30 protein-coding genes and 1 riboswitch are annotated in these 24,662 nt (G+C 62.5%); of the genes, 16 read left to right on the top strand and 14 right to left on the bottom strand.

The window, feature by feature from the left end; all coding sequences use genetic code 11:
- The gene (gene ispH / locus LOX95_RS06740) at positions 1-993 is read right to left on the bottom strand and encodes a 4-hydroxy-3-methylbut-2-enyl diphosphate reductase (protein WP_242913709.1); all 993 of its coding nucleotides are present in this window, start codon (positions 991-993) and stop codon (positions 1-3) included.
- Between the two features lie 188 nt (positions 994-1,181).
- On the opposite strand from ispH, the gene LOX95_RS06735 reads away from it, so the two are divergent.
- A complete protein-coding gene (locus LOX95_RS06735; RefSeq protein ID WP_242913708.1) occupies positions 1,182-1,814 on the top strand; it encodes a Tat pathway signal sequence domain protein in 633 nt (210 codons plus the stop codon).
- 4 nt (positions 1,815-1,818) lie between these two features.
- A complete protein-coding gene (argS, locus tag LOX95_RS06730) occupies positions 1,819-3,621 on the top strand; it encodes an arginine--tRNA ligase (RefSeq protein WP_242913707.1) in 1,803 nt (600 codons plus the stop codon).
- Between the two features lie 63 nt (positions 3,622-3,684).
- Here the strand turns inward: argS and LOX95_RS06725 are convergent, their stop codons facing one another.
- Positions 3,685-3,867, bottom strand: coding sequence for a hypothetical protein (locus LOX95_RS06725; protein WP_242913706.1), 183 nt, complete (start codon positions 3,865-3,867; stop codon positions 3,685-3,687).
- 232 nt (positions 3,868-4,099) lie between these two features.
- On the opposite strand from LOX95_RS06725, the gene LOX95_RS06720 reads away from it, so the two are divergent.
- The 8 genes from LOX95_RS06720 (at position 4,100) to LOX95_RS06685 (ending at position 9,290) form a co-directional block, all read left to right on the top strand.
- Positions 4,100-4,408 (top strand): hypothetical protein, encoded by a 309-nt coding sequence (locus LOX95_RS06720; RefSeq protein ID WP_242913705.1) that lies wholly within the window; start codon positions 4,100-4,102, stop codon positions 4,406-4,408.
- A gap of 46 nt (positions 4,409-4,454) precedes the next feature.
- The gene (locus LOX95_RS06715) at positions 4,455-4,778 is read left to right on the top strand and encodes a hypothetical protein (RefSeq protein ID WP_242913704.1); all 324 of its coding nucleotides are present in this window, start codon (positions 4,455-4,457) and stop codon (positions 4,776-4,778) included.
- A gap of 46 nt (positions 4,779-4,824) precedes the next feature.
- Complete coding sequence (locus tag LOX95_RS06710) at positions 4,825-5,040, top strand: hypothetical protein (protein ID WP_242913703.1); 216 nt, start codon at positions 4,825-4,827, stop codon at positions 5,038-5,040.
- Between the two features lie 266 nt (positions 5,041-5,306).
- Positions 5,307-5,771 carry a hypothetical protein gene (locus LOX95_RS06705; protein ID WP_242913702.1) on the top strand — a complete coding sequence of 155 codons (465 nt, stop codon included), beginning with the start codon at positions 5,307-5,309 and terminating at the stop codon, positions 5,769-5,771.
- 54 nt (positions 5,772-5,825) lie between these two features.
- Positions 5,826-6,866: an adenosine deaminase gene (locus LOX95_RS06700; protein ID WP_242913701.1), complete on the top strand. Its 1,041-nt coding sequence runs from the start codon at positions 5,826-5,828 to the stop codon at positions 6,864-6,866.
- A gap of 76 nt (positions 6,867-6,942) precedes the next feature.
- The gene (locus LOX95_RS06695; protein WP_242913700.1) at positions 6,943-7,308 is read left to right on the top strand and encodes a hypothetical protein; all 366 of its coding nucleotides are present in this window, start codon (positions 6,943-6,945) and stop codon (positions 7,306-7,308) included.
- A 116-nt stretch (positions 7,309-7,424) separates the two neighbouring features.
- Positions 7,425-8,738 (top strand): Y-family DNA polymerase, encoded by a 1,314-nt coding sequence (locus tag LOX95_RS06690; protein WP_242913699.1) that lies wholly within the window; start codon positions 7,425-7,427, stop codon positions 8,736-8,738.
- Between the two features lie 81 nt (positions 8,739-8,819).
- A complete protein-coding gene (locus LOX95_RS06685) occupies positions 8,820-9,290 on the top strand; it encodes a peptidase S1 (protein WP_242913698.1) in 471 nt (156 codons plus the stop codon).
- Positions 9,291-9,295: 5 nt separating this feature from the next.
- Here LOX95_RS06685 and pncA read toward each other — a convergent pair whose 3' ends face one another.
- Both pncA and LOX95_RS06675 read right to left on the bottom strand, forming a co-directional pair.
- Positions 9,296-9,922: a bifunctional nicotinamidase/pyrazinamidase gene (gene pncA, locus LOX95_RS06680; RefSeq protein WP_242913697.1), complete on the bottom strand. Its 627-nt coding sequence runs from the start codon at positions 9,920-9,922 to the stop codon at positions 9,296-9,298.
- Positions 9,923-9,926: 4 nt separating this feature from the next.
- Positions 9,927-10,907, bottom strand: a complete 981-nt coding sequence (locus LOX95_RS06675; RefSeq protein ID WP_242913696.1) for a class 1 fructose-bisphosphatase — start codon at positions 10,905-10,907, stop codon at positions 9,927-9,929.
- A 119-nt stretch (positions 10,908-11,026) separates the two neighbouring features.
- Positions 11,027-11,127, top strand: a riboswitch (glycine riboswitch).
- Between the two features lie 160 nt (positions 11,128-11,287).
- Between LOX95_RS06675 and gcvT the strand changes: the two genes are divergently transcribed.
- From gcvT to LOX95_RS06645, 6 genes are all read left to right on the top strand, one after another.
- Complete coding sequence (gene gcvT, locus LOX95_RS06670) at positions 11,288-12,403, top strand: glycine cleavage system aminomethyltransferase GcvT (RefSeq protein WP_242913695.1); 1,116 nt, start codon at positions 11,288-11,290, stop codon at positions 12,401-12,403.
- A 12-nt stretch (positions 12,404-12,415) separates the two neighbouring features.
- On the top strand, positions 12,416-12,781 hold the full coding sequence (gene gcvH / locus LOX95_RS06665; protein WP_242913694.1) for a glycine cleavage system protein GcvH: 366 nt from the start codon (positions 12,416-12,418) through the stop codon (positions 12,779-12,781).
- Positions 12,782-12,871: 90 nt separating this feature from the next.
- Complete coding sequence (gene gcvPA / locus LOX95_RS06660; RefSeq protein WP_242913693.1) at positions 12,872-14,215, top strand: aminomethyl-transferring glycine dehydrogenase subunit GcvPA; 1,344 nt, start codon at positions 12,872-12,874, stop codon at positions 14,213-14,215.
- Positions 14,216-14,230: 15 nt separating this feature from the next.
- Entirely contained in the window at positions 14,231-15,799 is a 1,569-nt protein-coding gene (gene gcvPB, locus LOX95_RS06655) for an aminomethyl-transferring glycine dehydrogenase subunit GcvPB (protein ID WP_242913692.1), read from the top strand.
- Between the two features lie 201 nt (positions 15,800-16,000).
- The gene (locus LOX95_RS06650) at positions 16,001-16,432 is read left to right on the top strand and encodes a PGPGW domain-containing protein (RefSeq protein WP_242913691.1); all 432 of its coding nucleotides are present in this window, start codon (positions 16,001-16,003) and stop codon (positions 16,430-16,432) included.
- Positions 16,433-16,598: 166 nt separating this feature from the next.
- Positions 16,599-17,069 (top strand): DUF6789 family protein, encoded by a 471-nt coding sequence (locus LOX95_RS06645; protein ID WP_242913690.1) that lies wholly within the window; start codon positions 16,599-16,601, stop codon positions 17,067-17,069.
- Positions 17,070-17,144: 75 nt separating this feature from the next.
- Here LOX95_RS06645 and LOX95_RS06640 read toward each other — a convergent pair whose 3' ends face one another.
- From LOX95_RS06640 to LOX95_RS06595, 10 genes are all read right to left on the bottom strand, one after another.
- Positions 17,145-17,660 carry a F0F1 ATP synthase subunit B gene (locus LOX95_RS06640; RefSeq protein WP_242913689.1) on the bottom strand — a complete coding sequence of 172 codons (516 nt, stop codon included), beginning with the start codon at positions 17,658-17,660 and terminating at the stop codon, positions 17,145-17,147.
- Positions 17,660-18,223 (bottom strand): F0F1 ATP synthase subunit B family protein, encoded by a 564-nt coding sequence (locus tag LOX95_RS06635; protein WP_242913688.1) that lies wholly within the window; start codon positions 18,221-18,223, stop codon positions 17,660-17,662. Before LOX95_RS06635 ends, LOX95_RS06640 begins: the two co-directional genes overlap by 1 nt.
- A gap of 87 nt (positions 18,224-18,310) precedes the next feature.
- Complete coding sequence (locus tag LOX95_RS06630; protein ID WP_242913687.1) at positions 18,311-18,535, bottom strand: F0F1 ATP synthase subunit C; 225 nt, start codon at positions 18,533-18,535, stop codon at positions 18,311-18,313.
- A 58-nt stretch (positions 18,536-18,593) separates the two neighbouring features.
- The gene (locus LOX95_RS06625; protein ID WP_242913686.1) at positions 18,594-19,382 is read right to left on the bottom strand and encodes a F0F1 ATP synthase subunit A; all 789 of its coding nucleotides are present in this window, start codon (positions 19,380-19,382) and stop codon (positions 18,594-18,596) included.
- Positions 19,383-19,387: 5 nt separating this feature from the next.
- Positions 19,388-19,756 carry an AtpZ/AtpI family protein gene (locus LOX95_RS06620; RefSeq protein ID WP_242913685.1) on the bottom strand — a complete coding sequence of 123 codons (369 nt, stop codon included), beginning with the start codon at positions 19,754-19,756 and terminating at the stop codon, positions 19,388-19,390.
- Positions 19,757-19,914: 158 nt separating this feature from the next.
- Positions 19,915-20,589 carry an SMC-Scp complex subunit ScpB gene (gene scpB, locus LOX95_RS06615; protein WP_242913684.1) on the bottom strand — a complete coding sequence of 225 codons (675 nt, stop codon included), beginning with the start codon at positions 20,587-20,589 and terminating at the stop codon, positions 19,915-19,917.
- A complete protein-coding gene (locus LOX95_RS06610; RefSeq protein WP_242913683.1) occupies positions 20,586-21,410 on the bottom strand; it encodes a segregation and condensation protein A in 825 nt (274 codons plus the stop codon). Before LOX95_RS06610 ends, scpB begins: the two co-directional genes overlap by 4 nt.
- Before the next feature lie 20 nt (positions 21,411-21,430).
- Positions 21,431-22,495, bottom strand: a complete 1,065-nt coding sequence (gene nagZ, locus LOX95_RS06605) for a beta-N-acetylhexosaminidase (protein WP_242913682.1) — start codon at positions 22,493-22,495, stop codon at positions 21,431-21,433.
- Between the two features lie 10 nt (positions 22,496-22,505).
- The gene (locus LOX95_RS06600) at positions 22,506-23,324 is read right to left on the bottom strand and encodes an SPOR domain-containing protein (RefSeq protein ID WP_242913681.1); all 819 of its coding nucleotides are present in this window, start codon (positions 23,322-23,324) and stop codon (positions 22,506-22,508) included.
- An 85-nt stretch (positions 23,325-23,409) separates the two neighbouring features.
- Entirely contained in the window at positions 23,410-24,600 is a 1,191-nt protein-coding gene (locus tag LOX95_RS06595; protein ID WP_242914063.1) for a deoxyguanosinetriphosphate triphosphohydrolase, read from the bottom strand.
- Positions 24,601-24,662 lie beyond the last annotated feature (62 nt).

Below are 24,662 nucleotides of genomic sequence, written 5' to 3'. Positions count from 1 at the left end.
CTATCCCTGCAGCACGCGCGGCAGTTTGAAGGTGATGGTCTCGCGGGCACCATCGTCCTCGGTCAGGGTGACATCGAAACGCTCGCGCACGGCGTCGATCAGGCCTTCGACCAGCGGTTCGGGGGCCGATGCACCGGCGGTAACGCCCAGAACCTGAACGCCCTCGAACCAGCTCCAGTCCACATCGCCTGCGTCATCGACCAGTCGGGCGGCCTTGGCACCGGCTTTCAGCGCCACATCCACCAGACGCGCCGAGTTGGACGAGTTCTTGGAGCCGACCACCAGCACCAGATCGCAACCGTCACCCAGCTTTTTCACAGCTTCCTGACGGTTGGTGGTGGCGTAGCAGATGTCTTCCTTGTGCGGGTCCGGCAGTTCGGGGAAGCGGCGCTTGAGCACCCCCAGAATGTCGGCGGTGTCGTCCACCGACAGCGTGGTCTGGGTGGCATAGGCCAGCCGTACATCACCCGGACGCTCGAACGCTTCGGCATCCTCTACCGTCTCGACCAGCGAGATCGCGCCCGCAGGAAGCTGCCCCATGGTGCCGACGACCTCGGGGTGGCCTGCGTGGCCGATCAGGATGATGTGGCGATCGTTTTTGAAGTTGCGCTCGGCCTCGACGTGGACCTTGGACACCAGCGGGCAGGTCGCATCGAGGTATAGCATCTGGCGTGACTTGGCCGCCTCGGGCACCGACTTGGGCACGCCATGGGCCGAGAACACCACCGGGCGATCATCGGGGCATTCGTCCAGTTCCTTGACGAATACCGCGCCCAGCCCTTTCAGGCGGTCCACCACGTGGCGGTTGTGCACGATCTCGTGCCGCACATAGACCGGAGCGCCGTATTTCTCGATGGCGCGTTCGACGATCTGAATCGCACGATCCACCCCCGCGCAGAAGCCGCGCGGCGTGGCCATACGGATGGTCAACGGGCGCTTTGCACGTGCAGTTGCGTCATTCGGGGAAAGGGCGGCGGTCACTGGGGCGTTCATAGCGCTAACCTAGTCTTTTGCAGCCTGTTTCGCCACCGCGACATCGGGCCAATCCGTCATACATGTTCACGAAGGCGCACTGGCCGTTTGCCGCGCCTCGCTTTAGCCGCTATCACCACACAGCGTGTTATTGCAGACTTCGCGGTCTGTAAGATCACCCGTTCCTTTGGATTGCTGGAAAGAACCCGATGCGTCGCGTCCTGACTGCCCTTGCTGCCTTCTCCATCGCTGCCACGGTGATGCCGCACGCTGCCGATGCCCAGCAACGCCAACAGAGCGGCGCCAAGAAAGACGACGCTGCTCCCCAGCGCCAGTTCCGCCTTCAGCCGCTGGCCCGCCGCGCCAACTCCGGTCCGTGCCCGTATGTGAAGGTTCTGTACGATGCCGCCCGCTATGTCGAACTGAACGACTATCAACGCCCGACCGTGAACGGCGTAGGCTTTACCGGCGAGATCGAAGGCGTCAGCTCGGACTGCGAATACCGCGAGAACGATCCGATCCGCGTGGACTTCAACCTCCTGTTCTCGCTGGGCAAGGGCCCGTCGGCCCAGGGTGACGGCAAGACCTATCGCTACTGGGTTGCCGTGACCGAGCGTAACTCGGCCATCCTCGAGAAAGAATATTTCGACCTGCCGGTGAACTTCGGCGGTTCGGACCGCGCCACCGCAGAACCGTCGCACACCATCGTCATTCCCCGCGCAGAGGCCACCACCTCGGGCGGTAATTTCGAGATCCTGATCGGTTTTGAAGTCTCGCCGGAACAGGCCGAGTTCAATCGCTCGGGCAGCCGCTTCCGTCCGACCGCCGGACAAACCAACTAAGATTATGACTGACCTCAAAACTGTTCTCAGCGAAGCGGTCGCCACCGCCTTCGCTGCCGAAGGCGTGGACAAGACCCTTGCCCGCGTGACCCCGTCGGATCGTCCCGACCTCGCCGACTTCCAGTCGAACGGGGCGCTGGCTGCCGCCAAGGCGCTGAAGATGAATCCGCGCGATCTGGCCACCAAGGTCGCCGCTCACCTCGAGGGGCACCCTGCCCTGTCGGCGGTCGAGATCGCCGGTCCGGGCTTCATCAATATGAAGCTGTCCGACGCCGCCCTGTCGCAGCGTGCGCGTGAAGTCGCCGCCGATGCCGACAAGGCCGGTGCCGCAACCGTCACCGACGCCCGCAAGGTCGTGATCGACTTTGGCGGCCCGAACGTGGCCAAGCCGATGCACGTCGGCCACCTGCGCTCCTCCATCATCGGTGAAAGCCTGAAGCGCATCTTCCGCTTCCGTGGCGACGAAGTGATCGGCGATGCCCACTTCGGCGACTGGGGTTTCCAGATGGGCCTGCTGATCACCGCCTGCGGTGACGAAGGTATCGCCGACGCCTTCATGGCCGAAGGCGATGGGCCCTTCCCGTCTGAATCGCCTGTCTCGCTGGCCGACCTCGAGCGCCTGTATCCGCAAGCTGCCGGCAAGGCCAAGGAAGACCCTGCCTTCCGCGACCGCGCCCGTAAGGCGACCGCAGAACTGCAAGCCGGCCGTGCGGGCTACCGCGCCCTGTGGCAGCATTTCGTGGCTGTCAGCCGCACGGCCCTGACCCGCGAGTTCTCGGCGCTGGACGTGACCTTTGACCTCTGGAACGGCGAGTCTGACGCCGATCCGGTCATGGAAGAAATGATCGCCGACCTGAAGGCCAAGAACCTGCTGGTCGAGGACAACGGCGCGCAAGTCGTGCACGTCGCCCGCGAAGGCGAGTTCCGCAAGAAGAAGTTGGATGACGGTTCGGTCGTTCAGGTCCCTTCGCCGCCACCGCTGCTGGTCATCTCGTCGGAAGGTTCGGCCATGTATGGCACCACCGACCTGGCCACCATTCTGGATCGCAAGAAGTCGCTGTCGCCGGACCTGATCCTCTACGTCGTGGACGAGCGTCAGGCCGAGCACTTTGAACAGGTCTTCCGCGCCTCGTACCTCGCCCGTTATGCGCCCGAGAAGTCGCTGGAGCACCTTGGCTTCGGCACCATGAACGGCACCGACGGCAAGCCGTTCAAGACCCGCGCGGGCGGCGTGCTGAAACTGCACGACCTCATCACCATGACCACCGACATGGCGCGCGAGCGTCTGAAGGATGCGAAACTGGGTGAGGACCTGACCGAGGCAGAGTTCGAAGAGATCGCGCACAAGGTGGCTATCGCCGCCTTGAAGTTCGCCGACCTGTCGAACGCCCGCACGACATCTTACGTGTTCGACCTCGACCGCTTCACCAGCTTCGAGGGCAAGACCGGCCCGTACCTGCTGTACCAAGCCGTCCGCATCAAATCCCTGCTGCGCAAGGCTGCTGACCAAGGTGCCGAACACGGTGAGATCGTTATCGCCGAGCAGGCCGAGCGCGATCTGGCTCTGACGCTGGATGCATTCAGCGCCGCCGTGTCGGATGCCTATGACAAGCGTATGCCGCACCTGGTGGCCGAGCACGCCTATCGCGTGGCGCAGAGCTTCTCTAAGTTCTACGCCGCCTGCCCTGTGCTGGCCCAAGGCCATGAAGCTACCCGTGGGTCGCGTCTGAGCCTGTCGGCCGCTGCGCTGCTGCAACTGGAAACCGCATTGACCCTGCTGGGCATCCAGACGCCGGAACGCATGTAAGCCACGCGCTGCACGACATAAGGAAAGGGCCGGATGATCTCTCATCCGGCCTTTTTTATTGGGTCAGTTGGTAAGCGATTTCAGTACAGACGGCGGCACGCGGCGAAGCCCGAACTCCTTGCGCGGCACGCGCGGCGCGAAGGATGCTTCCTCTTCGGTTGCTCTCACCTTGACAGCCGTCTCGCGTGCTGTGTCATGGGCGGCGTCCTGGATGGGTTGAGCGGTCCAAACCTCTTCATGCGACATGATCGGCACCTATTGAAAACCAACGTTCACTGAACTCCTGCGAATAGAATGCGCGAGGAGCGAACGGGATCATTGATGAAAGTAAATAGATGTCGCACCAACGTCTGGCGTAGCGAGAAAGACCCATTCGGCAAGAGGCACGTTCGTAATCGGACACAGAGCGATAGAGCGGAACGACCTATCGGAGCGCAGGGTTGATTATTGCGGGGGGCCTTAAAGAGGAGAGGCCCAGATGACTGACCAAAGCCCGAACACGGATCGCCAGGAAAACGCGACGTCCGGCGTGCCGCTCCAGCCGCAAGGCACAGGCGCAGGCGGCGAAAATCCCTCGCAAGACCCCTCGCAGCCCGACTTCGTCGGCGACGATCAACGCGACGAGGAAGATCTTCGTACCGACATGGGTAACGGCACCGGACAGGAACGTCCGGAAGAAGCCGGCGAGGAACTGGCCGAGGACGTCAATCGCGACGGTGCCGACAGCATCTCGCAATCCGCAACCGGCGGTTTCGGCAACGCCGACCCCCAGCTCAATCAGGGCTGATGGCGGTTGAGCCTTTGTCGAAACCACTGACCAAAGGAATACGCAGATGACTGATCCAACCCAACCTACGACCCACACGGGTCAGGACGATACCTTCACGCCGCAAACGCCGGCCCAGAAGGACCTGCAGCAACGCATGCAGGACGATGTGCCCCGCGAAGGCTCGCGCGCTCACACCCACGACGAGCCGGACGACCAACGCCTTGCCTTAGGCGGTGCCCGTCCGGAAGCCCAGCCGCGCACGCAGGCTGACCGTGAAACCGACGAAGCCATGCAGGGCGACAACGGCCAGACGCGCCAACCACAATCCAGCGGCATGGTGCAGCCGGACGGTGGCGTGAACCAAGGCTCCAACACCGACAATCCGTAAATCAACGAACTGGTGCGAAAACCAGGCAAGACGAGGAAACAGCAAGATGACCGATGCCAATAATCCGCATTACATCCGTCCGGGCATGACCGGTGACGCCGTTCCGCCTGCAGAGAATACGCCGCAGGTGACCGACACCCTGACCACGCAGGATCAGGAAGACGAACAACAGCGCATCCGCAACCAGCAACAGACGGGCACCGCCCCGACGAGCCAGACGACGGATCACATCGAAAATGTCCCGTTGACCCCCAAAACCTAAGCGGGCGCAGGCCGGCCCATAGGGCTGTCTCAATGAACGGCGGACAGAGGTCGCGACGAGCGGCGCTCGATCCGCCGTTTAGCTTTTCAGCCTCGTGAAGGTTGCAAACTTTGCTCACGATCAACTCTGGATCACGCCATCCTAGTTGATTGTTTGATAAGCAACTTTTCGAGAAAAATGCCTTGATTGCGCATTGCAGCAAATGCGCCCTAATGGCTAAGCTTGGACATGGCTTGTATCGCCATTCGTTTCGAGGGATTGCCCGAATGTCCAAAGCTCCGAAGTCGGGTTACGCCCGCACCCCCACCGCAGATGGTGGCTTTGAATTCACCTATATGGGTTCGCGTTTCGCCCCGATGGTCAGCGGCCTGATCTGCATCATCGCCATTGCCATCTTCGTCTACGGTGCCTTCACCACCCCGTTCGGCTTCTTCCTGTTCATTGCAGTGCTGGCCTTCATCATCTGCTTTGGTCTGTTCGGTAATGCTGTGCCGCACAGCTTCACCGTCTATCCGGACCGCATCGTCACCCATAAGGGCCAGACCGTCCCGTTCGACAACATCACCCATCTGTCGTGGGACGTGAACAAGAGCACCCGCTTCTTCGGCCAGGCCACTGTGACCGTTCAGGCCATGGGCAACACGGTCAACGTCGCCGGCTTCCTGCGTCCGAACGTGGCTATGGGCCTGCACAACGAGATCAAGAAGGTCTCGGACGTACGCTTCAGCTAAGCCTTACCACTTAGGCTGATGGATCGAACGGCGGGGTTGGGTTAAAGGTCAGGCATGACCAATACCCTCCCCGCCGTTTCTGTATCCGGCCTCGATGCCTTCATCGCCGGCCTGCCCAAGGCCGAACTCCACCTGCACATCGAAGGCTCGCTCGAGCCGGAACTGATGTTCGAACTGGCCCAGCGCAACAACGTCGCCATCCCCTACGACAGCGTAGAGGCCGTGCGTGCTGCGTATGACTTCTCGAACCTGCAGGACTTCCTCGACATCTACTATGCGGGCGCGCAGGTGCTGCTGACCCGTCAGGACTTCGAGGACCTGACCTTTGCCTATTTCAAGCGCATCGCGGCCGACAACGTGCGCCACGCCGAGATCTTCTTCGACCCGCAGACCCACACCGACCGCGGCGTTTCGTTTGAAACCGTCGTCGAAGGCATCATTGCGGGCATGAAGCGCGCCGAAGAGGAACTCAACGTTACCTCGGGCCTGATCCTCAGCTTCCTGCGCCACCTGCCGGAAGACGCCGCATTTGAAACGCTGGAAATGGCCAAGCCGTATCTGGACCGCTTCATCGGCGTCGGCCTCGATTCATCGGAAGTCGGCCACCCGCCCTCGAAGTTCGAGCGCGTCTTCGCCGCCTGCCGCGAGCTGGGCCTGAAAATCTGCTGCCACGCCGGTGAGGAAGGCCCGCCTGCATACGTGCACGAAGCGCTGGACCTGTTGAAGATCGACCGCATGGACCACGGCAACCGCTCCATGGAAGACGAGGCGCTGGTCGCGCGTCTGGCCAGGGAACAGATGACCCTGACCGTCTGCCCGCTGTCGAATCTGAAGCTGTGCGTGGTTGACGATCTCAAGGATCACCCGATCCCCGCCATGCTGGCCAAGGGTCTTCACGTCACCCTGAACTCGGACGACCCGTCCTATTTCGGCGGCTACATGAACGACAACTACATCCAGCTTGCTAACGCCGTCGGCCTGACCCGCGAACAGATCATCCAGATCGCCCGCAACTCGTTTGAAGGCAGCTTCCTGCCTGACGCGAAGAAGGCACAGTATCTGGCCGAAATCGACGCCTACGTGGCAGCGAACTAGGACTTTCCAAGCCCCGTCAGAAATGGCGGGGCTTTTTGCTCAGCTTTACTCGGTGATCGCCGGTCCCTAGCGTGTAATGGTTGTTGCTAGAGGTCGTCTGATGAATCCGGTGGTGTATTCCCTGATCTGGATCGGCCTGATCGGGCTTGTCGTGGCCGCGCTGAGCGCCAATGCGGCCGATGCAATGGCTGAAGAAGAACGCCGCAGTGGAGATGCAGACCGCAACGCCCCCGCGCTTTTGAACATTGTCAGGTTTGCCGGTGTTCCGGTCGGCCGATGGATGAACCTGCTGATCGTATTCACCCCTTGGTACGCGGAATATAAGTCGCCGCTAATCCGGTATCTGGCCTTTGCAGCACGGGTCGGACTTTGTCTGGGTGTCCTGTTTCCGTTGACGACCCTTGGCGTCTTTATGGGTCTGGATGCGGCCCTGCGTCCCTAGACAGTCGCAAGGGCCCTTATCCACCGGATTGCGCACAGGGATGTCCACACATCCATCCACAGTGGTCGCGTTTGATCGACCAAGGCAGCGACTCCACACGCGATTATGTTCCTGATATGTTCCGACGCATGGAGCAGACAGACCCCGAGCATGATCCCGCGCAGTTGCGCTGGCTCTTCATCGACCTGAACGCCTTTTTTGCCAGCGCCGAACAGCAGATGAATCCGCAGTGGCGCGGCAAGCCGGTGATCGTGCGCCCTGCCCCCAGCGAGTTCTCCGGCGCGATTGCGGCCAGCTATGAGAGCCGCCTCTATGGTATCCGCACTGGCACCAGCGTGCGCGAGGCGCGGCGTCTGTGCCCCGATGTGGTCATCGCCGAGGCGCGCCCCGACGTCTATGTGAAGCTGCATAAGCAGATCATGGCCGAGATCGAGCGTCACATGCCGATCTACAAGATCGGCTCCATCGACGAATGCTCGTGCGAGCTGATGGGACCGCAGCGGATCGAGGCCAATGCCGTCGCCCTGGCCCGCCGTATCCAGCAGGGCATCAAGGACAATGTCGGCGAATGCCTGCGTTCTTCGGTGGGGCTGGCCCCCAGCCGGTTTCTGGCCAAGACGTCGTGCGGCATGAAGAAGCCGGACGGGCTGACGGTGATCCGCCAGAACGAACTGCCCGCCGCCATCGCCCACCTGCCGATCTCGGATTTTCCGGGTATTGGCAAACGTATGCAGGAGCGGCTGCGCCAGTCCGGCATCCTGACCACCGATGACCTCTGGAACATGGACGCCAAACAGGCGCGTCTGGTCTGGGGCAGTGTCGAAGGCGAGCGGGTGTGGCGTGGCCTGCATGGCCTTCATGTCGAGCCGCCGCCCGTCAAACCGCCTGCCAGCCTTGGCCACAGCCACGTCCTGCAATCGGAGATGCGGACGCCGGATAAAACCCGCGCCGTGGCGCGACGCCTGCTGGTCAAATGCGGCTCACGCTTACGGCGGATGGATATGACGGGATCGGTTCTGGGCCTTAGCCTGGAACTTGAAAGCCCCGAGCGGTTCGAGCGCAAGCGCGGAGAGCGTCTGTCGCTACAGCGGCCCATTGCTCCGACGCAGGATACCTTTGCCTTGCTGGAGGCGCTGGATGATCTGTGGGTGCAGATCGCCCCTGCCCTTCGGCGGGCGCGGCCACATACGGTCGGGGTCCATATCCACGACCTGAAGGCCCGCGCCGACCATGCGCCCGACCTGTTCGGAGCCAGTCCCGATCAGGGCGGCAATGCCCGCTCGCTGAAGCTTTCCAAGGCCGTGGACGCCCTGAACCAACGCTTTGGCAAGGACACCGTCAGCATCGGCCCGACCAACAACCTGCCGGAATATATGGGGGCCAAGATCGCCTTTAACCGCATCCCCGACGAGCACGATTTCTGGGAATAGAGCTGCATTTATATGGAGCCTAAACGGCGATCACCCATTCAGTGAAAGCCGCGGCTAGCTGCGCATATTTTGGGGAACGGGATGACGTTTCGACTGATCCGCACCGGCGCATGTATCGCCGCCTTTGCCGCCGCTTTGGCTGGCCCAGTCATGGCTCAGGAACTGGCAGCAGAGCCGACCTTTGGCGAACTGACCCTGATGGCCGGTTTCGAGCCTGATCCACATCGCGTCGAACTAACCGCGGGCGGTGATATCGATGCCGCGTCCAGCATCGGCGGCGAATGTGTCGGTATGATCGCCGGCCCGCCGGATCTGCGCCTCACCTACAAACCCGACGAAGCGTCCCTGACCATCAAGGCGATTGCCGGTGCAGATACCACGCTGGTGGTGAATGACCCCAACGGCGAGTGGGCTTGCAACGATGACAGCGACGACGGCTTAAACCCTGCAGTCACCTTCTCCGACCCGCAAGAAGGCGTCTATGACATCTGGGTGGGTACGCTGGACGAAGAGCCGGTTGCGGCGGTTGTCGAGATCACCGAACTGGACTGACGCGCCTAGAGCCGTGTCACACCCAAAGCTGTAAAACTGTCCCGCGCCATCTGCGCCGTATCTTCGGCGATGGCGCGGGTGGCGTCTTCGATCACGACGGCTTCAAAGCCTTCGTGCACCGCATCCTCGGCGGTGAAGCGCACGCAATAGTCGTAGGCGAGCCCGCAGATAAACACCCGCTTCACGCCTAGATCACGCAACAGGCCCGCAAGGCCCGTCGGCGTCTTGTGGTCGTTCTCGAAGAAGGCCGAATAGCTGTCGACCGTAGGGTTCGCGCCCTTGCGGATGATGGCAGCAGCCCGCTGGATGGCGGGCGCGACATCGGGGTGAAAATCCGCCCCGTGTGATCCCTGCACACAATGATCCGGCCACAGCATTTGCGGACCGTAAGCGACCTCGATCTGGGTGAACGGGGCCGCGCCTTCGTGGTTAGAGGCAAAGCTGATCTGGTCCGGCGTGTGCCAGTCCTGAGACACGATCACGGTTTTGAACCGCGCCGCGATCTCGTTGATCAGGGGCATGATCCCCGCCCCACCCTGCACGGCCAGTGCCCCGCCTTCGCAGAAGTCATTCTGCGGATCGACTACGATCAGGGCGTCGTGGTCCGTCACGTCGAAGGCGGGGATGGTCATGGGATTACACTCCGCAGCAGGCGGCGATTTCCTCGATCTCGTTGGCGGAGCCGAGGATGACCGGTACGCGCTGGTGAAGCTGGGTCGGGGTGACGTCGAGGATGGCGTTGCGGCCATCGGTCGTCGACTTGCCGCCCGCCTGTTCGACGAGGAAGCTCATCGGATTGCCTTCATACATCAGGCGCAGCTTGCCCGGCTTGTTCGGCTCCCGCTTGTCCCACGGATAGAGGAAGACGCCGCCGCGCATCATGATGCGGTGTACGTCGGCGACCATGGCGGCAACCCAGCGCATGTTGAAATTCTTGCCCCGACCACCTTCGGCACCTTGCAGGCAACCGGCGACATAGGTCTGCACACCTTCAGCCCAGTGGCGCTGGTTCGACATGTTGATGGCGAACTCTTTGGTGTCCGGCGAAATCTTGATGTCGGCGTGGGTCAGCAGCCACTGGCCGTCGAGCGACAGGGTAAAGCCTGCAACGCCCGAGCCCGTCGTCAGCACCAGCATGGTTTGGCCGCCGTAAAGCACATAGCCCGCCGCCAGTTGCTTGCGGCCGTCCTGCAGGAAGGCAGCGTCGGTGATTTCGCCCGACGGCGCAGCCAGAACCGAGAAGATGGTCCCCACCGGGGCGTTGATGTCGATGTTGCTTGATCCATCCAGCGGATCGAAGAGGACAAGGAACTTGCCGCCGTCGTGCTTGGCGGGCTGGCAGTTATCCATTTCCTCGGACGCCACACCGGCCACCAGCGGCAGGGCCAGCAGGTTGTCGGTCAGGATGTCGTTGGAGATGACGTCCAGCTTCTTCTGCTCTTCGTCCTGCACATTCACATTGCCCGACGCGCCCAGCGCACCGGCCAGCGCGCCGCCCGATACGACCTTGCGGATATCCACGCACGAGGCCGCGATCTTCAGCAGCAGTTCGGCCAGATCACCCTCGACGCCCGTGGCGGACAGGTGGGCAGACAGATCGGTGCGGACGTCGGTCATGATGGTTTCTTTAAATCCAAATCAGAGACTGGGGATGAACCTCTCAATGACGCCTGTTCATTGATGCCGCAAGTGTGGCGGCGCTTGACTTCGAACCGGAGTCGATGGCTTAGGTCGCCTTAGCTCTCGCGGGAGAGATCGGGGGGATGGGAACCATCTTTCCGGAGCCGAAGGCGCAACCGCCCCGGAAACGCTCAGGCAAAAGGACCGCGAGGCGCACGGAACGCTGGAAAGTCGCTATTGGGTCGAGAGGGGTCCAAGGCGCGCCGAAGGAGCAAGGTTGCCGCCAAAACGGTAATCGGAATCTCTCAGGCCTAAGGGACAGCGGGGGCGCGTACGGCGAAGCTATCGCCGTGATGACGCGACTCCGGAGTGCGCCCATGAGTGACGAAATTTTGAAAACCACCCCCCTGAATGCGGCGCACCGTGCGCTTGGCGCGCGTATGGTCGGCTTTGGCGGCTATGACATGCCGGTCCAGTACGAAGGCGTTCTGGCCGAGCACAAATGGACCCGCGAGCATGCCGGTCTGTTCGACGTTTCCCACATGGGCCAGGCCAAGATCACCGGCAAGGACGCCATCGAACAGTTCGAGCGCTTCGTCCCCGGCGACTACAAGATCCTCAAGGATCACAAACAGAAATACTCCCTGCTGCTGAACGACCAAGGCGGCATCATGGACGACCTGATGGCGGGCAAGCCCGACCACAATGGTCTGTATGTGGTGGTCAACGCCGGTAACAAGGACGCCGATTTCGCCCACCTGCGTGCGAACCTTCAGGGCGATGCCAAGCTGGAAGTTCTGGAAGACCGCGCGCTTCTGGCCATTCAGGGTCCGGAAGCCATCGACGTCATGGTCCAGCACGAACCGGCACTGGCCGAGCTGTCGTTCATGGACATCACCTGGCTGAACGTCTTTGGCGTGAACTGCTACATCTCGCGTTCGGGCTATACCGGCGAGGATGGCTTCGAGATTTCGGTACCCGCCGCCGATGCCGAGCGCGTGTGGAACCTGCTGCTCAGTGACGAACGCGTGAAGCCGATCGGTCTGGGTGCCCGCGACAGCCTGCGCCTCGAAGCCGGTCTGCCGCTGCACGGCCACGACCTCGATGCCACCGTCTCTCCGGTTGAAGCCGACCTGACCTTCGCCCTGTCGAAGTCGCGCAAGGAAGCGGCGAACTTCCCGGGTGCCGAGCGCATTCTCAAGGAACTGGCTGAAGGCCCGTCGCGCAAGCGCGTGAACCTGCTGGTCAAGGAAGGCGCTCCGGCCCGCGAGGGTGCCGAGATCGCCGACAAGGACGGCAATATCATCGGCGTGGTCACCTCGGGTGGCCCGTCGCCTTCGACCGGCAACAAGATCGCCATCGGCTTCGTGCCGCCCGCGTTCACCGAAATCGGAACCGAGCTGAAAGTCGTCGTCCGTGGCCGCCCTGCTGCGGCCGAGGTCGTGGCCAGCCCGTTCGTTCCCACCCGTTACTACCGCAAACCCAAGGCTTGAGAGGGATCAGCCATGAAATTCACCAAAGATCACGAATGGGTCTCGCTGGACGGCGACATCGCCACCGTCGGCATCTCGGCTCACGCGGCTGAAGCCCTCGGCGACGTTGTGTTCGTTGAAACGCCGGACGTCGGCAAGACCGTAGCCAAGGGCGACAGCTTCGCCGTGGTTGAATCGGTCAAGGCCGCTTCGGACGTTTACGCTCCGGTTTCGGGCGAGGTCGTCGAAGCCAACGGCGCGCTGGCCGATGCACCGGAAACCGTGAACGCCTCGCCGGAAGGCGAAGGCTGGTTCGCCAAGATCAAGGTGTCGGACGCCTCGGAACTCGACGGCCTGATGGACAAGGCGGCTTACGACGCCTTCCTCGCGACCCTCTAATGCCTTTCGCCCGCCCCGACTTGTTCGGGGCGGGTTTCTTCTACCCCTTCCCCATAATCCGGCCGAATGCCGGACGGATCGGAACTGAACATGCGTTACCTCCCTCTGACAGCCGATGATCGCGAGGCCATGCTGGCCGCGATCGGGGCCAAGTCGATCGATGACCTCTTTGTAGACGTGCCGGAAAGCGCACGCCTGAGCGGCCCTGTGGACTTGCCGCGCGTGGCGGGCGAACTGGAAGTCGAGCGTGCCCTGTCGGCCATGGCGGCCAAGAACAAGACCGCCGGTTCGGTTCCGTTCTTCTGCGGCGCGGGCGCTTACAAGCACCATGTTCCAGCGACCGTGGATCACGTAATCCAACGCTCGGAATTCCTGACTTCCTACACCCCGTACCAACCGGAAATCGCACAAGGGACCCTGCAGTACCTGTACGAGTTCCAAACACAGGTTGCGAACCTGACGGGTATGCCGGTCGCCAACGCGTCGCTTTATGACGGCTCGACCGCCATGGCCGAGGGCGTGCTGATGGCCACCCGCGTCACCCGCCGCAACAAGGCTGTGATCTCGGGCGGCGTTCACCCGCACTACGTCAAGGCGACCGAGACTGTGGTTCACGCCATGGGCGTTGAAACCCAAGTCCTTCCGGCTGCCGTTGACGCCGAAGCTGACGTCATCGCCCAGATCGGTCCGGACACCGCTTGCGTCGTCGTCCAGACCCCGAACGTGTTCGGCACCGCCACCGACGTCACCAAGATCGCCGAGGCGGCTCAGGCCAATGGTGCCCTGCTGATCGTCGTCGTGACCGAAGCTGTGTCGATGGGCCTGCTGAAGTCGCCGGGCGAAATGGGCGCGGACATCGTCGCTGGCGAAGGCCAGTCGATCGGTAACGCCCTGAACTATGGCGGTCCGTACATCGGCCTGTTCGCCACCCGCGAAAAGCTGCTGCGCCAGACCCCGGGCCGCTATTGCGGCGAGACCGTCGATGCCGAGGGCAAGCGCGGCTTCGTTCTGACCCTGTCGACCCGCGAGCAGCACATCCGCCGCGACAAGGCGACGTCGAACATCTGCACCAACTCTGGCCTGTGCTGCCTCGCCTTCACCATCCACATGAGCCTGCTGGGCGAAACGGGTCTGCGCCAACTGGCCCTGCTGAACCACGAAAAGGCACTGGCTACCCGCGATGCGCTGGCCGCCATTGAAGGCGTCGAGGTCCTGACCCCGCGCTTCTTCAATGAGTTCGCCGTGAAGCTGCCGAAGAACGCTGCCGAGGTCGTCGAGACCCTTGCCGCCCAAGGCATCCTCGCTGGCGTGCCCTACAGCCGCCTCGCACCGGAAGCGGGCATGGACGACGTCTTGCTGGTCGCCGCCACCGAGACGACGCTGGACGCGGACATACAGATCCTCGCCACCGCACTCAAAGCCGCAGTCGCGTAAGGAAGGGCAACAGACATGAGCACCATGAACAACGTCGGCCGCCCGACCACCCCGAACGCCGTCTCTGAAAAACCCGCTACCCTGACCGGTGGCCGTGGCCTGCTGCAGAACGAGCCGCTGATCTTCGAAGGCGAAGGCTGGGGCAAGACCGGTGTGGACCTTGCCACCCCGAAGACCGATGGCTCGGACCTCGGTGATCTGGTCCGCCGCGACCCGATTGGCCTGCCGGGCCTGTCGGAGCCGGAAGCCATGCGCCACTATGTGCGCCTGAGCCAGAAGAACCACGCCATCGATCTGGCTATCTATCCGCTGGGTTCGTGCACGATGAAGCACAACCCGCGCCTGAACGAGAAAATGGCCCGTCTGGCCGGTTTCTCGGACATCCACCCGCTGCAACCGCAATCGACGGTCCAAGGCGCGCTGGAGCTGATGGATAGCCTGTCGCACTGGCTGACCACCCTGACCGGCATGCCGGCTGTGGCTCTGTCGCCCAAGGCAGGCGCTCACGGCGAGCTGTGCGGCCTGATGGCCATCCGCGCCGCCCACGAAGCCAAGGGCGAGCACGAACAGCGCCGCAAGGTGCTGGTCCCGACCTCGGCCCACGGCACCAACCCTGCCACCGCCGCCTTCGTCGGCTACACCGTCGTCGAGGTCGCCCAGACCGAAGACGGCCGCGTGGACGTGACTGATCTGGCGTCGAAGCTGGGTCCGGACGTGGCGGCCATCATGGTCACCAACCCGAACACCTGCGGCCTGTTCGAGCGCGACATCATGGAAATCAGCCGCCTGACGCACGAGGCAGGTGCCTATTTCTATTGCGACGGCGCGAACTTCAACGCCATCGTCGGTCGCGTGCGTCCGGGCGATCTGGGCGTCGATGCCATGCACATCAACCTGCACAAGACCTTCTCGACGCCGCACGGCGGCGGCGGTCCGGGCGCAGGTCCGGTTGTCCTGTCCGAAGCTCTGGCTCCGTTCGCGCCCGCTCCATGGGTCGTGAACACCGGTGAGGGCTTCAAACTGGTCGAGCGTGAAGAGGACGAGGCTGCACAAGCCTTTGGCCGTCTGTGCGCCTTCCAAGGGCAAATGGGCATGTATGTGCGCGCCCTTTCCTACATGATGTCCCACGGTGCCGACGGCCTGCGCCAAGTCGCCGAGGACGCTGTCCTGAACGCCAACTACATCAAGGCCCGCCTGTCGGACCTGATGAGCGCCGCCTTCCCGGACGGTCCGTGCATGCACGAGGCCCTGTTCGACGATGAATGGCTCAAGGGCACGGACATCACCACACTCGACTTCGCCAAGGCTCTGATCGACGAGGGCTTCCACCCGATGACCATGTATTTCCCGCTGGTCGTCCACGGGGCCATGCTGATCGAGCCGACCGAGACGGAATCCAAGGCCGAACTGGATCGTTTCATCGAGGCCATGCGCCTGCTGGCACAGGCCGCCAAGGCTGGTGACGTTGACCGCTTCAAGGGCGCACCGTTCCACGCCCCGATGCGTCGTCTCGACGAAACCAAGGCAGCCCGCTCGCCCAAGCTGCGCTGGGTGAAGCCGGAAGGTTCGAACCAGGCCGCCTGAGCGCCTGTTTTCAACCCTAGCTAACCAAACGCCGTGTCTTTCGAGACACGGCGTTTTCTTTTCGCCCAACGTGACTGATCGTTCATTCGGAAGTCATGGTTCGGCCCTCAAACTGGCCTTGTGTGGGAACAACGGATTCCCATCTGTTTAGTACTTCCTCCCCGCGTCTCCCCGCCTCCTCCTATACGCAAGTAGCTCGCTGTGACCTTGGTCCTGACACCACTGATCCCTCCGCCGCCCCGTACAGGTGCGAGCCGCCGTCTTCGCCGTCTGGCGTTGATGGGCGTGGGGCTGTTCATCATGCTGGTGGGCCTGATCATCGCGCCGCTGCCGGGTCCGGGCGGTATTCCGGTGATCACGCTGGGTTTGGTGATCGTGCTGCGCAACTCGTTCTGGGCCAAGCGCCAGTTCATCAAGGCGCAGCGCGCCAAGCCGAACTGGGTCTATCCCTTCCGCCGCCTCATGCGGAAGAACCCTGAAGTGGCACCGGTTTTCTGGCAGCAGGCTCTGCGCATGGAGAAGATGGTTGTCCGCAGCCGTCGCCGCCGTGCACTGCCGCGTTTGCGCCGGCGTTTGCGGGCACGTGTGCGGGCCTACCGTGCGGCCCGCCGCAGCGCCTCCAAGGCCGCTTAACCTCCCGATTTGACTCGGAATATCGCTGCGCCACGGGCTTAAGACAGCCCGCCCATTTGCGCGCCCGCACGTTAATGTGAACAGCGTTCTTCGACATTAGCCAAAAAAAGGCTTACCCTCGACCTCGCGTAGTCTCGAAGTGTTGGCGTTGGGAGGCGCTAAACTAATGATGTCACGCGTAAAAAACGGCATCGTTGCAGGTCTTACCGCAACGGTGATTGTGGCCGCAGTTGAGGCCATCAACATGTATGTGTTGAAGATGTTCACCCCGTTCCCGCTGATCGTCGCCAAGATGTTCGGCATGCCGGGGAATGCAGCAGCAGGATGGGCCCTTCATATCCTGTTCGGCATTGTGGTTCTGGGCGGCCTTTTTGGCCTGCTCTACGACCGCCTACCCACCAAGGTTGCTATGGCTAAAGGTATCGCCTTTGCCGTCGGCGCATGGGTGGTCCTGATGATCTATGCGACCATGATTGTCCCGGATCAGCGGATCATTCCGTCTGGTGGTTTTGAAGGCTTGGCTTGGATGCTGGTCACGCACGCTATCTATGGTGCAGTGCTCGGCTCGACCTTTGAACGCCTCCTCAAGCGCGAGAAGGCGCATATCCACCCCATGGGTGCTGCCCCCGCCCACTAGGGCTTCGGCAGATCAGGACAAGAAAAAAGGCCCCGCGAAAGCGGGGCCTTTTGACATTCAGGGTTGCCCCCAATCTTAGTTCAGCTTGCCAGCCAGTTGGCTGATCGCTGCGTCCAGAGCCGGATCGGTCTTGGCACCAGCGATGCGGGCAGCCAGGATTTCCTGAGCAGCCATGGCGGCGAGGTCAGCAGCAGCCGACTTCACTTCGCGGGTCGCTTCGGCTTCGGCTTGAGCGATACGACGCTCGGCCAGTTCCTGACGACGGGCAGTCGATTCTTCGATGCGGGCCTTGGCGTCGGCTTCCAGACGCTTGGCTTCGGCTTCGGCGGTCGACAGCAGCTCGGCAGCTTGAGCTTCGGCTTCGGCCTTTTCCTTGCGGATCTGGGCCAGCATGGCTTCGGCTTCGGCACGCAGACGGGCGGCTTCATCCAGGTCTTGCTGGATCTTGGCAGCTTTGGCGTCCAGACCGGCAGCAACCAGCTTCGGCACGCCAGCGAAGATGACGATGGCGAAGAAGATGACGAGGCCGACGCCAACCCAGAACTCAGGGTTGCTGATGTCCCAGAAGTGGGCGGTCAGAAAAGCGGGCATTAGGCAGCTCCCTTGATGGCAGCTTCCAGCTCGGCCGCAGTCGGGGCCTTGCCGGTCAGACGTTCCAGCATAGCGCTGGTGGCGTCCGAAGCGATGGCAGTGACGTTACCCATGGCAGCGTCGCGGGTCGAAGCGATCTTGGCTTCGGCTTCAGCGATGCGGGCGTTGACGACAGCTTCGTCAGCGGCCAGGCGGGCGTTGAATTCTTCGGTGACGCGGGCTTTCGCAGCGGCTGCGGTAGCGCGGGCGTCGGCGCGGGCCTTTTCGACCTCGGCGCGGGCAGCTTCAGCTTGCGCTTCAGCTTCGGCTTGAACCGAACGGGCGGTGGCAACGGCACCGTCGATGGTTTCGGCACGTTCGTCGATCACACGGCGCATGCGCGGTGCAAACACCTTGGCGATCAGCACATAGGTGATGGCGAACAGGATCAGCAGGTAGCCAATCTGACCAACCCAGTGCTGGAATTCGAACTGGGGCAGGCCGCCCGAGGCGTGCTCGGTGGAGGCATGGGTCTCGGCGTGTACGTCGCCGGTCGGTGCTTCGAGTGTGGGTTCTGCGGCCATGGTCCGTCTATCTTTAGATCAGGACAACGGCGCGTAGGACGAACCTACGCGCCGTCGGTACTGTGTGGTCTTCTTAGAGGCTAAGGATTAGCCGAAGATCATCAGGACGCCCAGCACGAAGGCCAGGATGCCCAGGGCTTCTGCCAGAGCGGCACCCACGAACAGGTTGCCGACTTGAGCAGCGGCAGCAGCCGGGTTGCGCAGAGCGCCAGCCAGGAAGTTACCGAAGATGTTACCAACGGCCAGAGCCGAACCGATCATGCCCAGGGTGGCCAGACCAGCGCCGATGTACTTTGCGGCTTCAGCGTCCATGATGTGTTTCCTAAATCGAGAGACGTTAGAGGTAGGGTGAAGTAGCTGAGATTAGGCCTTAGTGGCCTTCACCCAGGTTGACCACATCATTGAGATAGATGCAGGTCAGAACAGTGAAAACGAAGGCCTGAAGGAAGGCCACCAGAAACTCAAGTGCGGTCATCGCAACGGTCATGCACAGCGAGAGAGCTGCAACGCCGAAGAAGGCGTAGGCGATACCGCCGGTGGCGATGGCCACAGCACCCAGTTGCACAACGAACTGGGCAAAGATCTTCAGGGCGACGTGGCCACCCAGCATGTTACCGAACAGACGCAGGGCCAGGGTAGCCGGACGCAGCAGGAACGAAACAAACTCGATCAGACCAACGACAGGGCGCAGCGCCAGAGGCGCGCCAGCCGGCCAGAACAGCTTGAAGAAGCCCAAACCATTCTTGACGAAACCGACGACGACGACGGTCAGGAAGGAGATCAGGCCCAGCGTCAGGGTGACGGCCAGTTGCGAGGTCGCGGTGAAGGTCAGGAACATGCCCAGCAAGTTCATTGCCAGAACCAGCATGAACATGGTGAAGGCGAACGGGAAATACTTCTTGCCGTCGTGACCGATGATCGACGAGGTCAGGTTGTCGACCATGCCGAACAGGGTTTCACCCGCAGCCTGCATACGGCCCGGAACCACAGCATTCTTGCTGGTGGCTAGACCCAGGAAGCCCACAACAACCGCAAAGGCGATGGTCATCGCAACGTGCGAGTTGGTGATAGCGATCACTTGCTCACCGAGAACGGGAACATTGACCGTGCCGAACTCTACGAGCGGCTTGACCTCAAATTGTTCAATCGGACCGGCCATGAAGCCTATCGTTCCTCGTCTTCGTTAACCTCGACAATCGGCTCACCCGAAGGGGTTTCACCGAGTGCCTTGGCCTCCGCCATAAGCCGTTTGGCTGTATTGCGGGCCATAAAAAATGACAAAGCGAAGCCCACGAGGACCCCGCCGATTACGCCTATCGGCGCAGTGTCGAAGAAGTAATCGACAGCCACACCAAGTCCCAGACCGCTAAAAACGCCACCGATCAGTTCGGCGACGATGCGCCAAGCCTGACCAACGACCTTTTGAGCCTCGGCGGTTGCTACCACCGCGGTTCTTGTCCGCGCCTCTAGGGCGGATGCGCGTTCCGAGAGACGTTTCATCGCCTCTTCGCGCGATTCCTTCGTAGAGGACATGGCCAATTCGCTCATCGCCGACGGGCTGTCGGCAGGGGTCTGAATTTCGCGCGGAACCTATAGGCGGAGGGCCTTCAGGTCAAGGCGACAGGTTTGAGACTTAAGTGTATGGATTTTCGTGGTTTATTTTCAGACGCGACGCAAGGTCGCCCCTAAAGCTACGACTCGCCGCCTTCGCCTATGAAATCTTGGGCAAATTCCGGCGTGTCCGCGTCCATTCCCGGCAATAATTCTTCGCCGTCTTCATCGCGGGAAAGCGAAGGATCCGGAACTTCGAAGCCGACAGGCATGGACAGATCCAGCAGTCCCGCCGCCTTCATTTCCTGCACGCCCGGCAGATCGTACAGACCCGCCAAACCGAAATGTTCCAAGAATCGGTCTGCGGTTCCGTAGGTTACGGGACGACCCGGCGTGCGACGACGACCGCGCAGGCGAACGAATCCCATCTCCAGCAGCACATCCAGCGTGCCTTTCGACAGCGACACACCGCGCACGCTTTCAATTTCGGCGCGGGTGCAAGGCTGATGATAGGCAATGATAGCCAACGTCTCGAGCGCAGCCTTAGACAATCGTCGAGGCTCTTCGCGCTCTTCCGTCATCAGGAAGCCGAGGTCCTCGGCGGTGCGGAAACGATAGCGCCCCGCCACGGAATCGAGTTCTACCCCCCTGCCCTTATAACGCTCCTGAAGTGCGGTCAGGGCACCGGATACATCGGCACCTTCCGGCAGACGACGCGCCAGTTCCTCGCGGGACAGAGGCGCGGCCGCCGCAAACAACAGGGCCTCGATCCGGCGCTCGATTTCCAGATGGTCAGGGGCAAAACTCAGGCTCACGGTTCCAACTCCAGCGCGGGGGCCGGTCCGCGCCGACGCAGCCAGATATCGTCAAACGGCTTTTCCTGACGAATGTCCATGCCGCCTTCCTTTACCAGTTCCAGCGAGGCCGAGAGGGTCGAGGCCGTATAGCTGGCCTGTGACGGGCCGTCGTGATCGTCGGGTCGCTGCGGGGCAACGCGCTCCAGCGGCGTCCATTCGGCGAGGCGCGGCATAATCTCGCGTAGCCAGTCGCGGGCGGCTTCCAGTTGGAAGGCTTCGACGCGGGCAGTCGGGTTATAGTTGCGCCGCTCCTGCTTGACCCGCTGGGTCACATAGGCGGTCATCAGTTCATAGAGGCTGGCGTCGATCTGATCCGATGGCACGATCACGGTTTGCTCGGGATCGCCGCGCATAAAGACGTCGCGGCCCAGTTGCGGGCGTTTCGTCAGGTTGGCCACGGCGGTTCGCATGGCCTCCAGCTTTTGCAGGCGGAAGGCCAGCGCGGCAGCCATCTGCTCTGCGGGTGGCTCTTCGCCCTTGTCCTTCTCGTTACGCGGGATCAGCAGGCGCGACTTCAGATAGGCCAGCCACGACGCCATCACCAGATAGTCCGCCGCCAGCGAGAAGTTACGTCGCCGCGCCTCGTGAACGAACAGCAGATACTGTTCGGCCAGTCGGGTGATCGAAAGCTTTAGCAGGTCCACCTTCTGGCTGCGGGCCAGTTCCAGAAGGACGTGCAGGGGACCTTCATAACCTTCCAGATCAACGACGAACGCCTCCTTCGCCTCGGCCTGCTGGACCGCGGTGAAGTCTAGGTTCGGCTGGAAGGTATCTGTCATGCCCCCTGCCCCATATCAGTTCACGCCAGTTCCGGCGCTTGGGCTTCGCCCACGTCAGGTCCGCTGGCCGCCTGATAGCGGCCTTCCATTGCCGCAGCGAAGCGGGCGCGCGCAGCGTCGACGTCTAGCGGTTCAGGCGTGCGGACCACACGTTCCAGCACAGCCTCGGCGCGGCGAGCGGCAATGCCGCCCAGCGTCTTGGTCACTGATGCGATCTCGGTCATCTCGTCCAGCTTGCCATTGCAGTGCAGGACGATGTCATTGCCGGCCTTGAACGACGCCTCGGTGCGCTCTTTCAGCGTGCCCGACAGAGCCTGCATCGAGAGGTCGTCGGTCATAATCAGGCCGCCAAAGCCGAGACGCTCGCGGATAAGACGGATGCCTGCCTTGGACGTCGTAGCCGGAGCCTCGGCATCCACGGCGGTGAACACCACGTGGGCGGTCATGGCCATCGGCATGTCCGACATGGCGCGGAAGGGCACAAAGTCCCACGCGTCCAGTTCGGCCAGCGGGGTCTCCACGATCGGGAGGTCATGGTGGCTGTCGGCAAAGGCGCGGCCATGACCGGGGATGTGTTTGATGATCGGCAAAACACCGCCCGCCAGCATGCCCTCGGCGGCGGCGCGGCCCAGTTGGGCCACCGTCTGGGGATCGCGGGCATAGGCGCGGTCGCCGATGATGTCGTGAGCGCCAGGGACCGGAACGTCCATCACCGGAACGCAGTCGACATTGATGCCCAGTTCATGAAGGTCATGGGCCATCAGGCGCGCCCCGAGGCGCACCAGTTCGCGCGCTTTGAACACATCGCCTTCGGCAGCCTGAAGGTAGGCCGCACCCGGCGGATATTTAGGCCAGAACGGCGGGCCAAGGCGTTGCACCCGCCCACCTTCCTGATCGATCAGGACAGGAGCGTCGTCGCGGCCCACGCTGTCGCGCAGGTCCTGAACCAGGGCGCGAACCTGATCCGGACTTTCGACATTGCGACGGAAGAGAATAAAGCCCCACGGATTGGCGTCGGCAAAGAAGGCGCGCTCCTGTGCCGACAACCGGTATCCCGTGCAGCCGAAAATGGCAGCAGAAGTCAATCGTCTAGCCTCAGCCGACGAAGCAGGTGCCGCCCGACGCCTTGATGGCGTTGCACAGCGTGGTGGCGCGTTCGCGGCTCAGACCGCCGAACGACGTGCGGTACAGGGTCTTGCCGTCACGCTCGACGGCTTCGATCTGGCGACGAGCACCAGCGGTCAAACCGCCGTGACGACCTGCAGCCGCCGAATACTGTTGCTCGGCCTGTTCACGCGAGGAGAAGGCACCGATCTGGACGCGCGAGGTGCCCGTAGCGGCAGCCGCCGGAGCAGGCGCAGGGGCCGGAGCGGCAACCGGAGCGGCCGGTTTCGGCGCAACAGCAGCCGGCGCTGGTGCCGGTGCGGGCGTCGGAGCCGGACGGGCCGGAGCCGGTGCCAGCGGAGCGGGCGCAGCAGCTTGGGTATCTGCCGACGGTGCCGGACGCGGCAGAACGGCTTCAGGACCTTCCGTCAGGGTCGGGGTGGCGGCTTCGGCTTCCGGCGTATCGCGATAGACGCTGATGCCCGCTTCGGGGTTAACCGGCTGGGCGTCCAGCGGAGAGTCCACCTTCATGGTCTCGACCGGCGTGCCGACAGCGGCGGGCATCTGGCCCTCCTTGCGCGAGCCACCCATCGTATAGGCGAGGATAATACCGATGACGATCGCCAGCAGCACGACAACGCTGATGATCAGCGTCAGCGGCGGAGACTTCGACGACGGGGCGCGGCGGGCATCATAGCCACCACGGTTGAACGGCAGGTCGTCGTCGGTCGGAGGCGTATAGGCCCCGCGTTCGCGGCCGGCATCGCGGCCCTGTTGGGGGTAGCCTCGGTTATCATCATCGTAGGACATGGGTCGCGCCTTTAACTCGGTTCCGCCCGCGCGAATCGGTGCGCGGTCGTCATTATTTTATCACCCCCGGCCCCCGTCTTTCGAATCATAGATCGAGGGTGACGTCGAGGCTGAACAGCTTTCTATGCACTTCAATGGCATAGCGGTCGGTCATACCGGCGATATAGTCACACACAGCGCGTGCGCGCTCGGTCATATTGTCGGTCAGCGCCGCCTTCTGCCACTCCGGCGGCAGAACCTCGGGCTCGGCCATGGCCAGATTGAACAGTTGCGCCAGCACGCGGCGGGCCTGACTGCGGGTACGGTTTACGCGATAGTGGCGGTACATCCGCTCGAACAGGAAGCGGCGCAGAACGGCCAGCTCCTCCATCATCCCCGCCGAGAACTGGACGAGGGTTTCGGGGGCCAGTCGTACGTCTTCGACCGTTTCGATCCGGTGCGATTTCAGGCGGTGCTCGGTCTCGGCCAGTACGTCGTCGACCATGACGCCGATCATGCGGCGTACCGCCTCCAGACGCAGCATACGGTCGTCGATATTGGGATAGTCCGCCCGCGCCGCGGCAATGGCCGGGCCGATCAGCGGGATCTGCGACAGGTCGTTCAAGGTGAACAGACCCGCCTGAACGCCATCGTCCACATCGTGGTTGTTATAGGCAATGTCGTCCGCAATGGCGGCGCACTGGGCCTCAAGCGAGGCGAAGGTGCCAAGGCGCAGGTCCCAGTTCATCGAACCGCCCGCGTGATACTCGGCCACCCTGGCCCACGCCGGATCACCAAGGTGATGCAGTACCGGACCATTGTGCTTGACCACGCCCTCGACGGTTTCCCACGTCAGGTTCAGCCCCGCAAACGCCGGATAGCGCATCTCGAGTTCGGTCACGACGCGGAAGCTTTGGACGTTGTGGTCAAAGCCGCCGTAGTCCTTCATCAGCTCGGCCAGTTCGTCCTCGCCCGCGTGCGAGAACGGCGGGTGGCCGAGGTCGTGCGCCAGAGCGATTGTTTCGGCTAGATCGTCATCGAGGCGCAGCGCGTGGGCTAGCGAGCGGGCGATCTGCGCCACTTCCAGCGAGTGGGTCAGGCGCGTGCGATAGGTATCGCCTTCGTGCGCAACGAAGACCTGCGTCTTTTCTTTCAGACGGCGGAAAGCCGTTGCGTGGATGATGCGGTCACGGTCGCGCGCAAAAGGTGTGCGGGTGCGGCTGGGCGGCTCGGGGATGCGGCGACCACGGCTGTTTTCGTGGCGTTCGGCGTATGGGGCGCGTTCGATCTGGCTCACGACATCAACTTTGAACAAGGCAGGGCTTTTTTATTGGCTTCCCACGCCTCATATAGAACCCT

Source organism: Brevundimonas pishanensis (assembly GCF_022750635.1).
GTDB lineage: Bacteria > Pseudomonadota > Alphaproteobacteria > Caulobacterales > Caulobacteraceae > Brevundimonas > Brevundimonas pishanensis.
Note: the sequence above shows the minus strand (reverse complement) of the source record. Positions and strands in the feature narration are given on the sequence as shown.

Bases quoted from the DNA above. Each gene is read 5' to 3' on its own strand.
- ispH (WP_242913709.1), bottom strand. From the start codon at position 993: ATGAACGCCCCAGTGACCGCCGCCCTTTCCCCGAATGACGCAACTGCA.
- LOX95_RS06735 (WP_242913708.1), top strand. From the start codon at position 1,182: ATGCGTCGCGTCCTGACTGCCCTTGCTGCCTTCTCCATCGCTGCCACG.
- argS (WP_242913707.1), top strand. From the start codon at position 1,819: ATGACTGACCTCAAAACTGTTCTCAGCGAAGCGGTCGCCACCGCCTTC.
- LOX95_RS06725 (WP_242913706.1), bottom strand. From the start codon at position 3,867: ATGTCGCATGAAGAGGTTTGGACCGCTCAACCCATCCAGGACGCCGCC.
- LOX95_RS06720 (WP_242913705.1), top strand. From the start codon at position 4,100: ATGACTGACCAAAGCCCGAACACGGATCGCCAGGAAAACGCGACGTCC.
- LOX95_RS06715 (WP_242913704.1), top strand. From the start codon at position 4,455: ATGACTGATCCAACCCAACCTACGACCCACACGGGTCAGGACGATACC.
- LOX95_RS06710 (WP_242913703.1), top strand. From the start codon at position 4,825: ATGACCGATGCCAATAATCCGCATTACATCCGTCCGGGCATGACCGGT.
- LOX95_RS06705 (WP_242913702.1), top strand. From the start codon at position 5,307: ATGTCCAAAGCTCCGAAGTCGGGTTACGCCCGCACCCCCACCGCAGAT.
- LOX95_RS06700 (WP_242913701.1), top strand. From the start codon at position 5,826: ATGACCAATACCCTCCCCGCCGTTTCTGTATCCGGCCTCGATGCCTTC.
- LOX95_RS06695 (WP_242913700.1), top strand. From the start codon at position 6,943: ATGGTTGTTGCTAGAGGTCGTCTGATGAATCCGGTGGTGTATTCCCTG.
- LOX95_RS06690 (WP_242913699.1), top strand. From the start codon at position 7,425: ATGTTCCGACGCATGGAGCAGACAGACCCCGAGCATGATCCCGCGCAG.
- LOX95_RS06685 (WP_242913698.1), top strand. From the start codon at position 8,820: ATGACGTTTCGACTGATCCGCACCGGCGCATGTATCGCCGCCTTTGCC.
- pncA (WP_242913697.1), bottom strand. From the start codon at position 9,922: ATGACCATCCCCGCCTTCGACGTGACGGACCACGACGCCCTGATCGTA.
- LOX95_RS06675 (WP_242913696.1), bottom strand. From the start codon at position 10,907: ATGACCGACGTCCGCACCGATCTGTCTGCCCACCTGTCCGCCACGGGC.
- gcvT (WP_242913695.1), top strand. From the start codon at position 11,288: ATGAGTGACGAAATTTTGAAAACCACCCCCCTGAATGCGGCGCACCGT.
- gcvH (WP_242913694.1), top strand. From the start codon at position 12,416: ATGAAATTCACCAAAGATCACGAATGGGTCTCGCTGGACGGCGACATC.
- gcvPA (WP_242913693.1), top strand. From the start codon at position 12,872: ATGCGTTACCTCCCTCTGACAGCCGATGATCGCGAGGCCATGCTGGCC.
- gcvPB (WP_242913692.1), top strand. From the start codon at position 14,231: ATGAGCACCATGAACAACGTCGGCCGCCCGACCACCCCGAACGCCGTC.
- LOX95_RS06645 (WP_242913690.1), top strand. From the start codon at position 16,599: ATGATGTCACGCGTAAAAAACGGCATCGTTGCAGGTCTTACCGCAACG.
- LOX95_RS06640 (WP_242913689.1), bottom strand. From the start codon at position 17,660: ATGCCCGCTTTTCTGACCGCCCACTTCTGGGACATCAGCAACCCTGAG.
- LOX95_RS06635 (WP_242913688.1), bottom strand. From the start codon at position 18,223: ATGGCCGCAGAACCCACACTCGAAGCACCGACCGGCGACGTACACGCC.
- LOX95_RS06630 (WP_242913687.1), bottom strand. From the start codon at position 18,535: ATGGACGCTGAAGCCGCAAAGTACATCGGCGCTGGTCTGGCCACCCTG.
- LOX95_RS06625 (WP_242913686.1), bottom strand. From the start codon at position 19,382: ATGGCCGGTCCGATTGAACAATTTGAGGTCAAGCCGCTCGTAGAGTTC.
- LOX95_RS06620 (WP_242913685.1), bottom strand. From the start codon at position 19,756: ATGTCCTCTACGAAGGAATCGCGCGAAGAGGCGATGAAACGTCTCTCG.
- LOX95_RS06610 (WP_242913683.1), bottom strand. From the start codon at position 21,410: ATGACAGATACCTTCCAGCCGAACCTAGACTTCACCGCGGTCCAGCAG.
- LOX95_RS06600 (WP_242913681.1), bottom strand. From the start codon at position 23,324: ATGTCCTACGATGATGATAACCGAGGCTACCCCCAACAGGGCCGCGAT.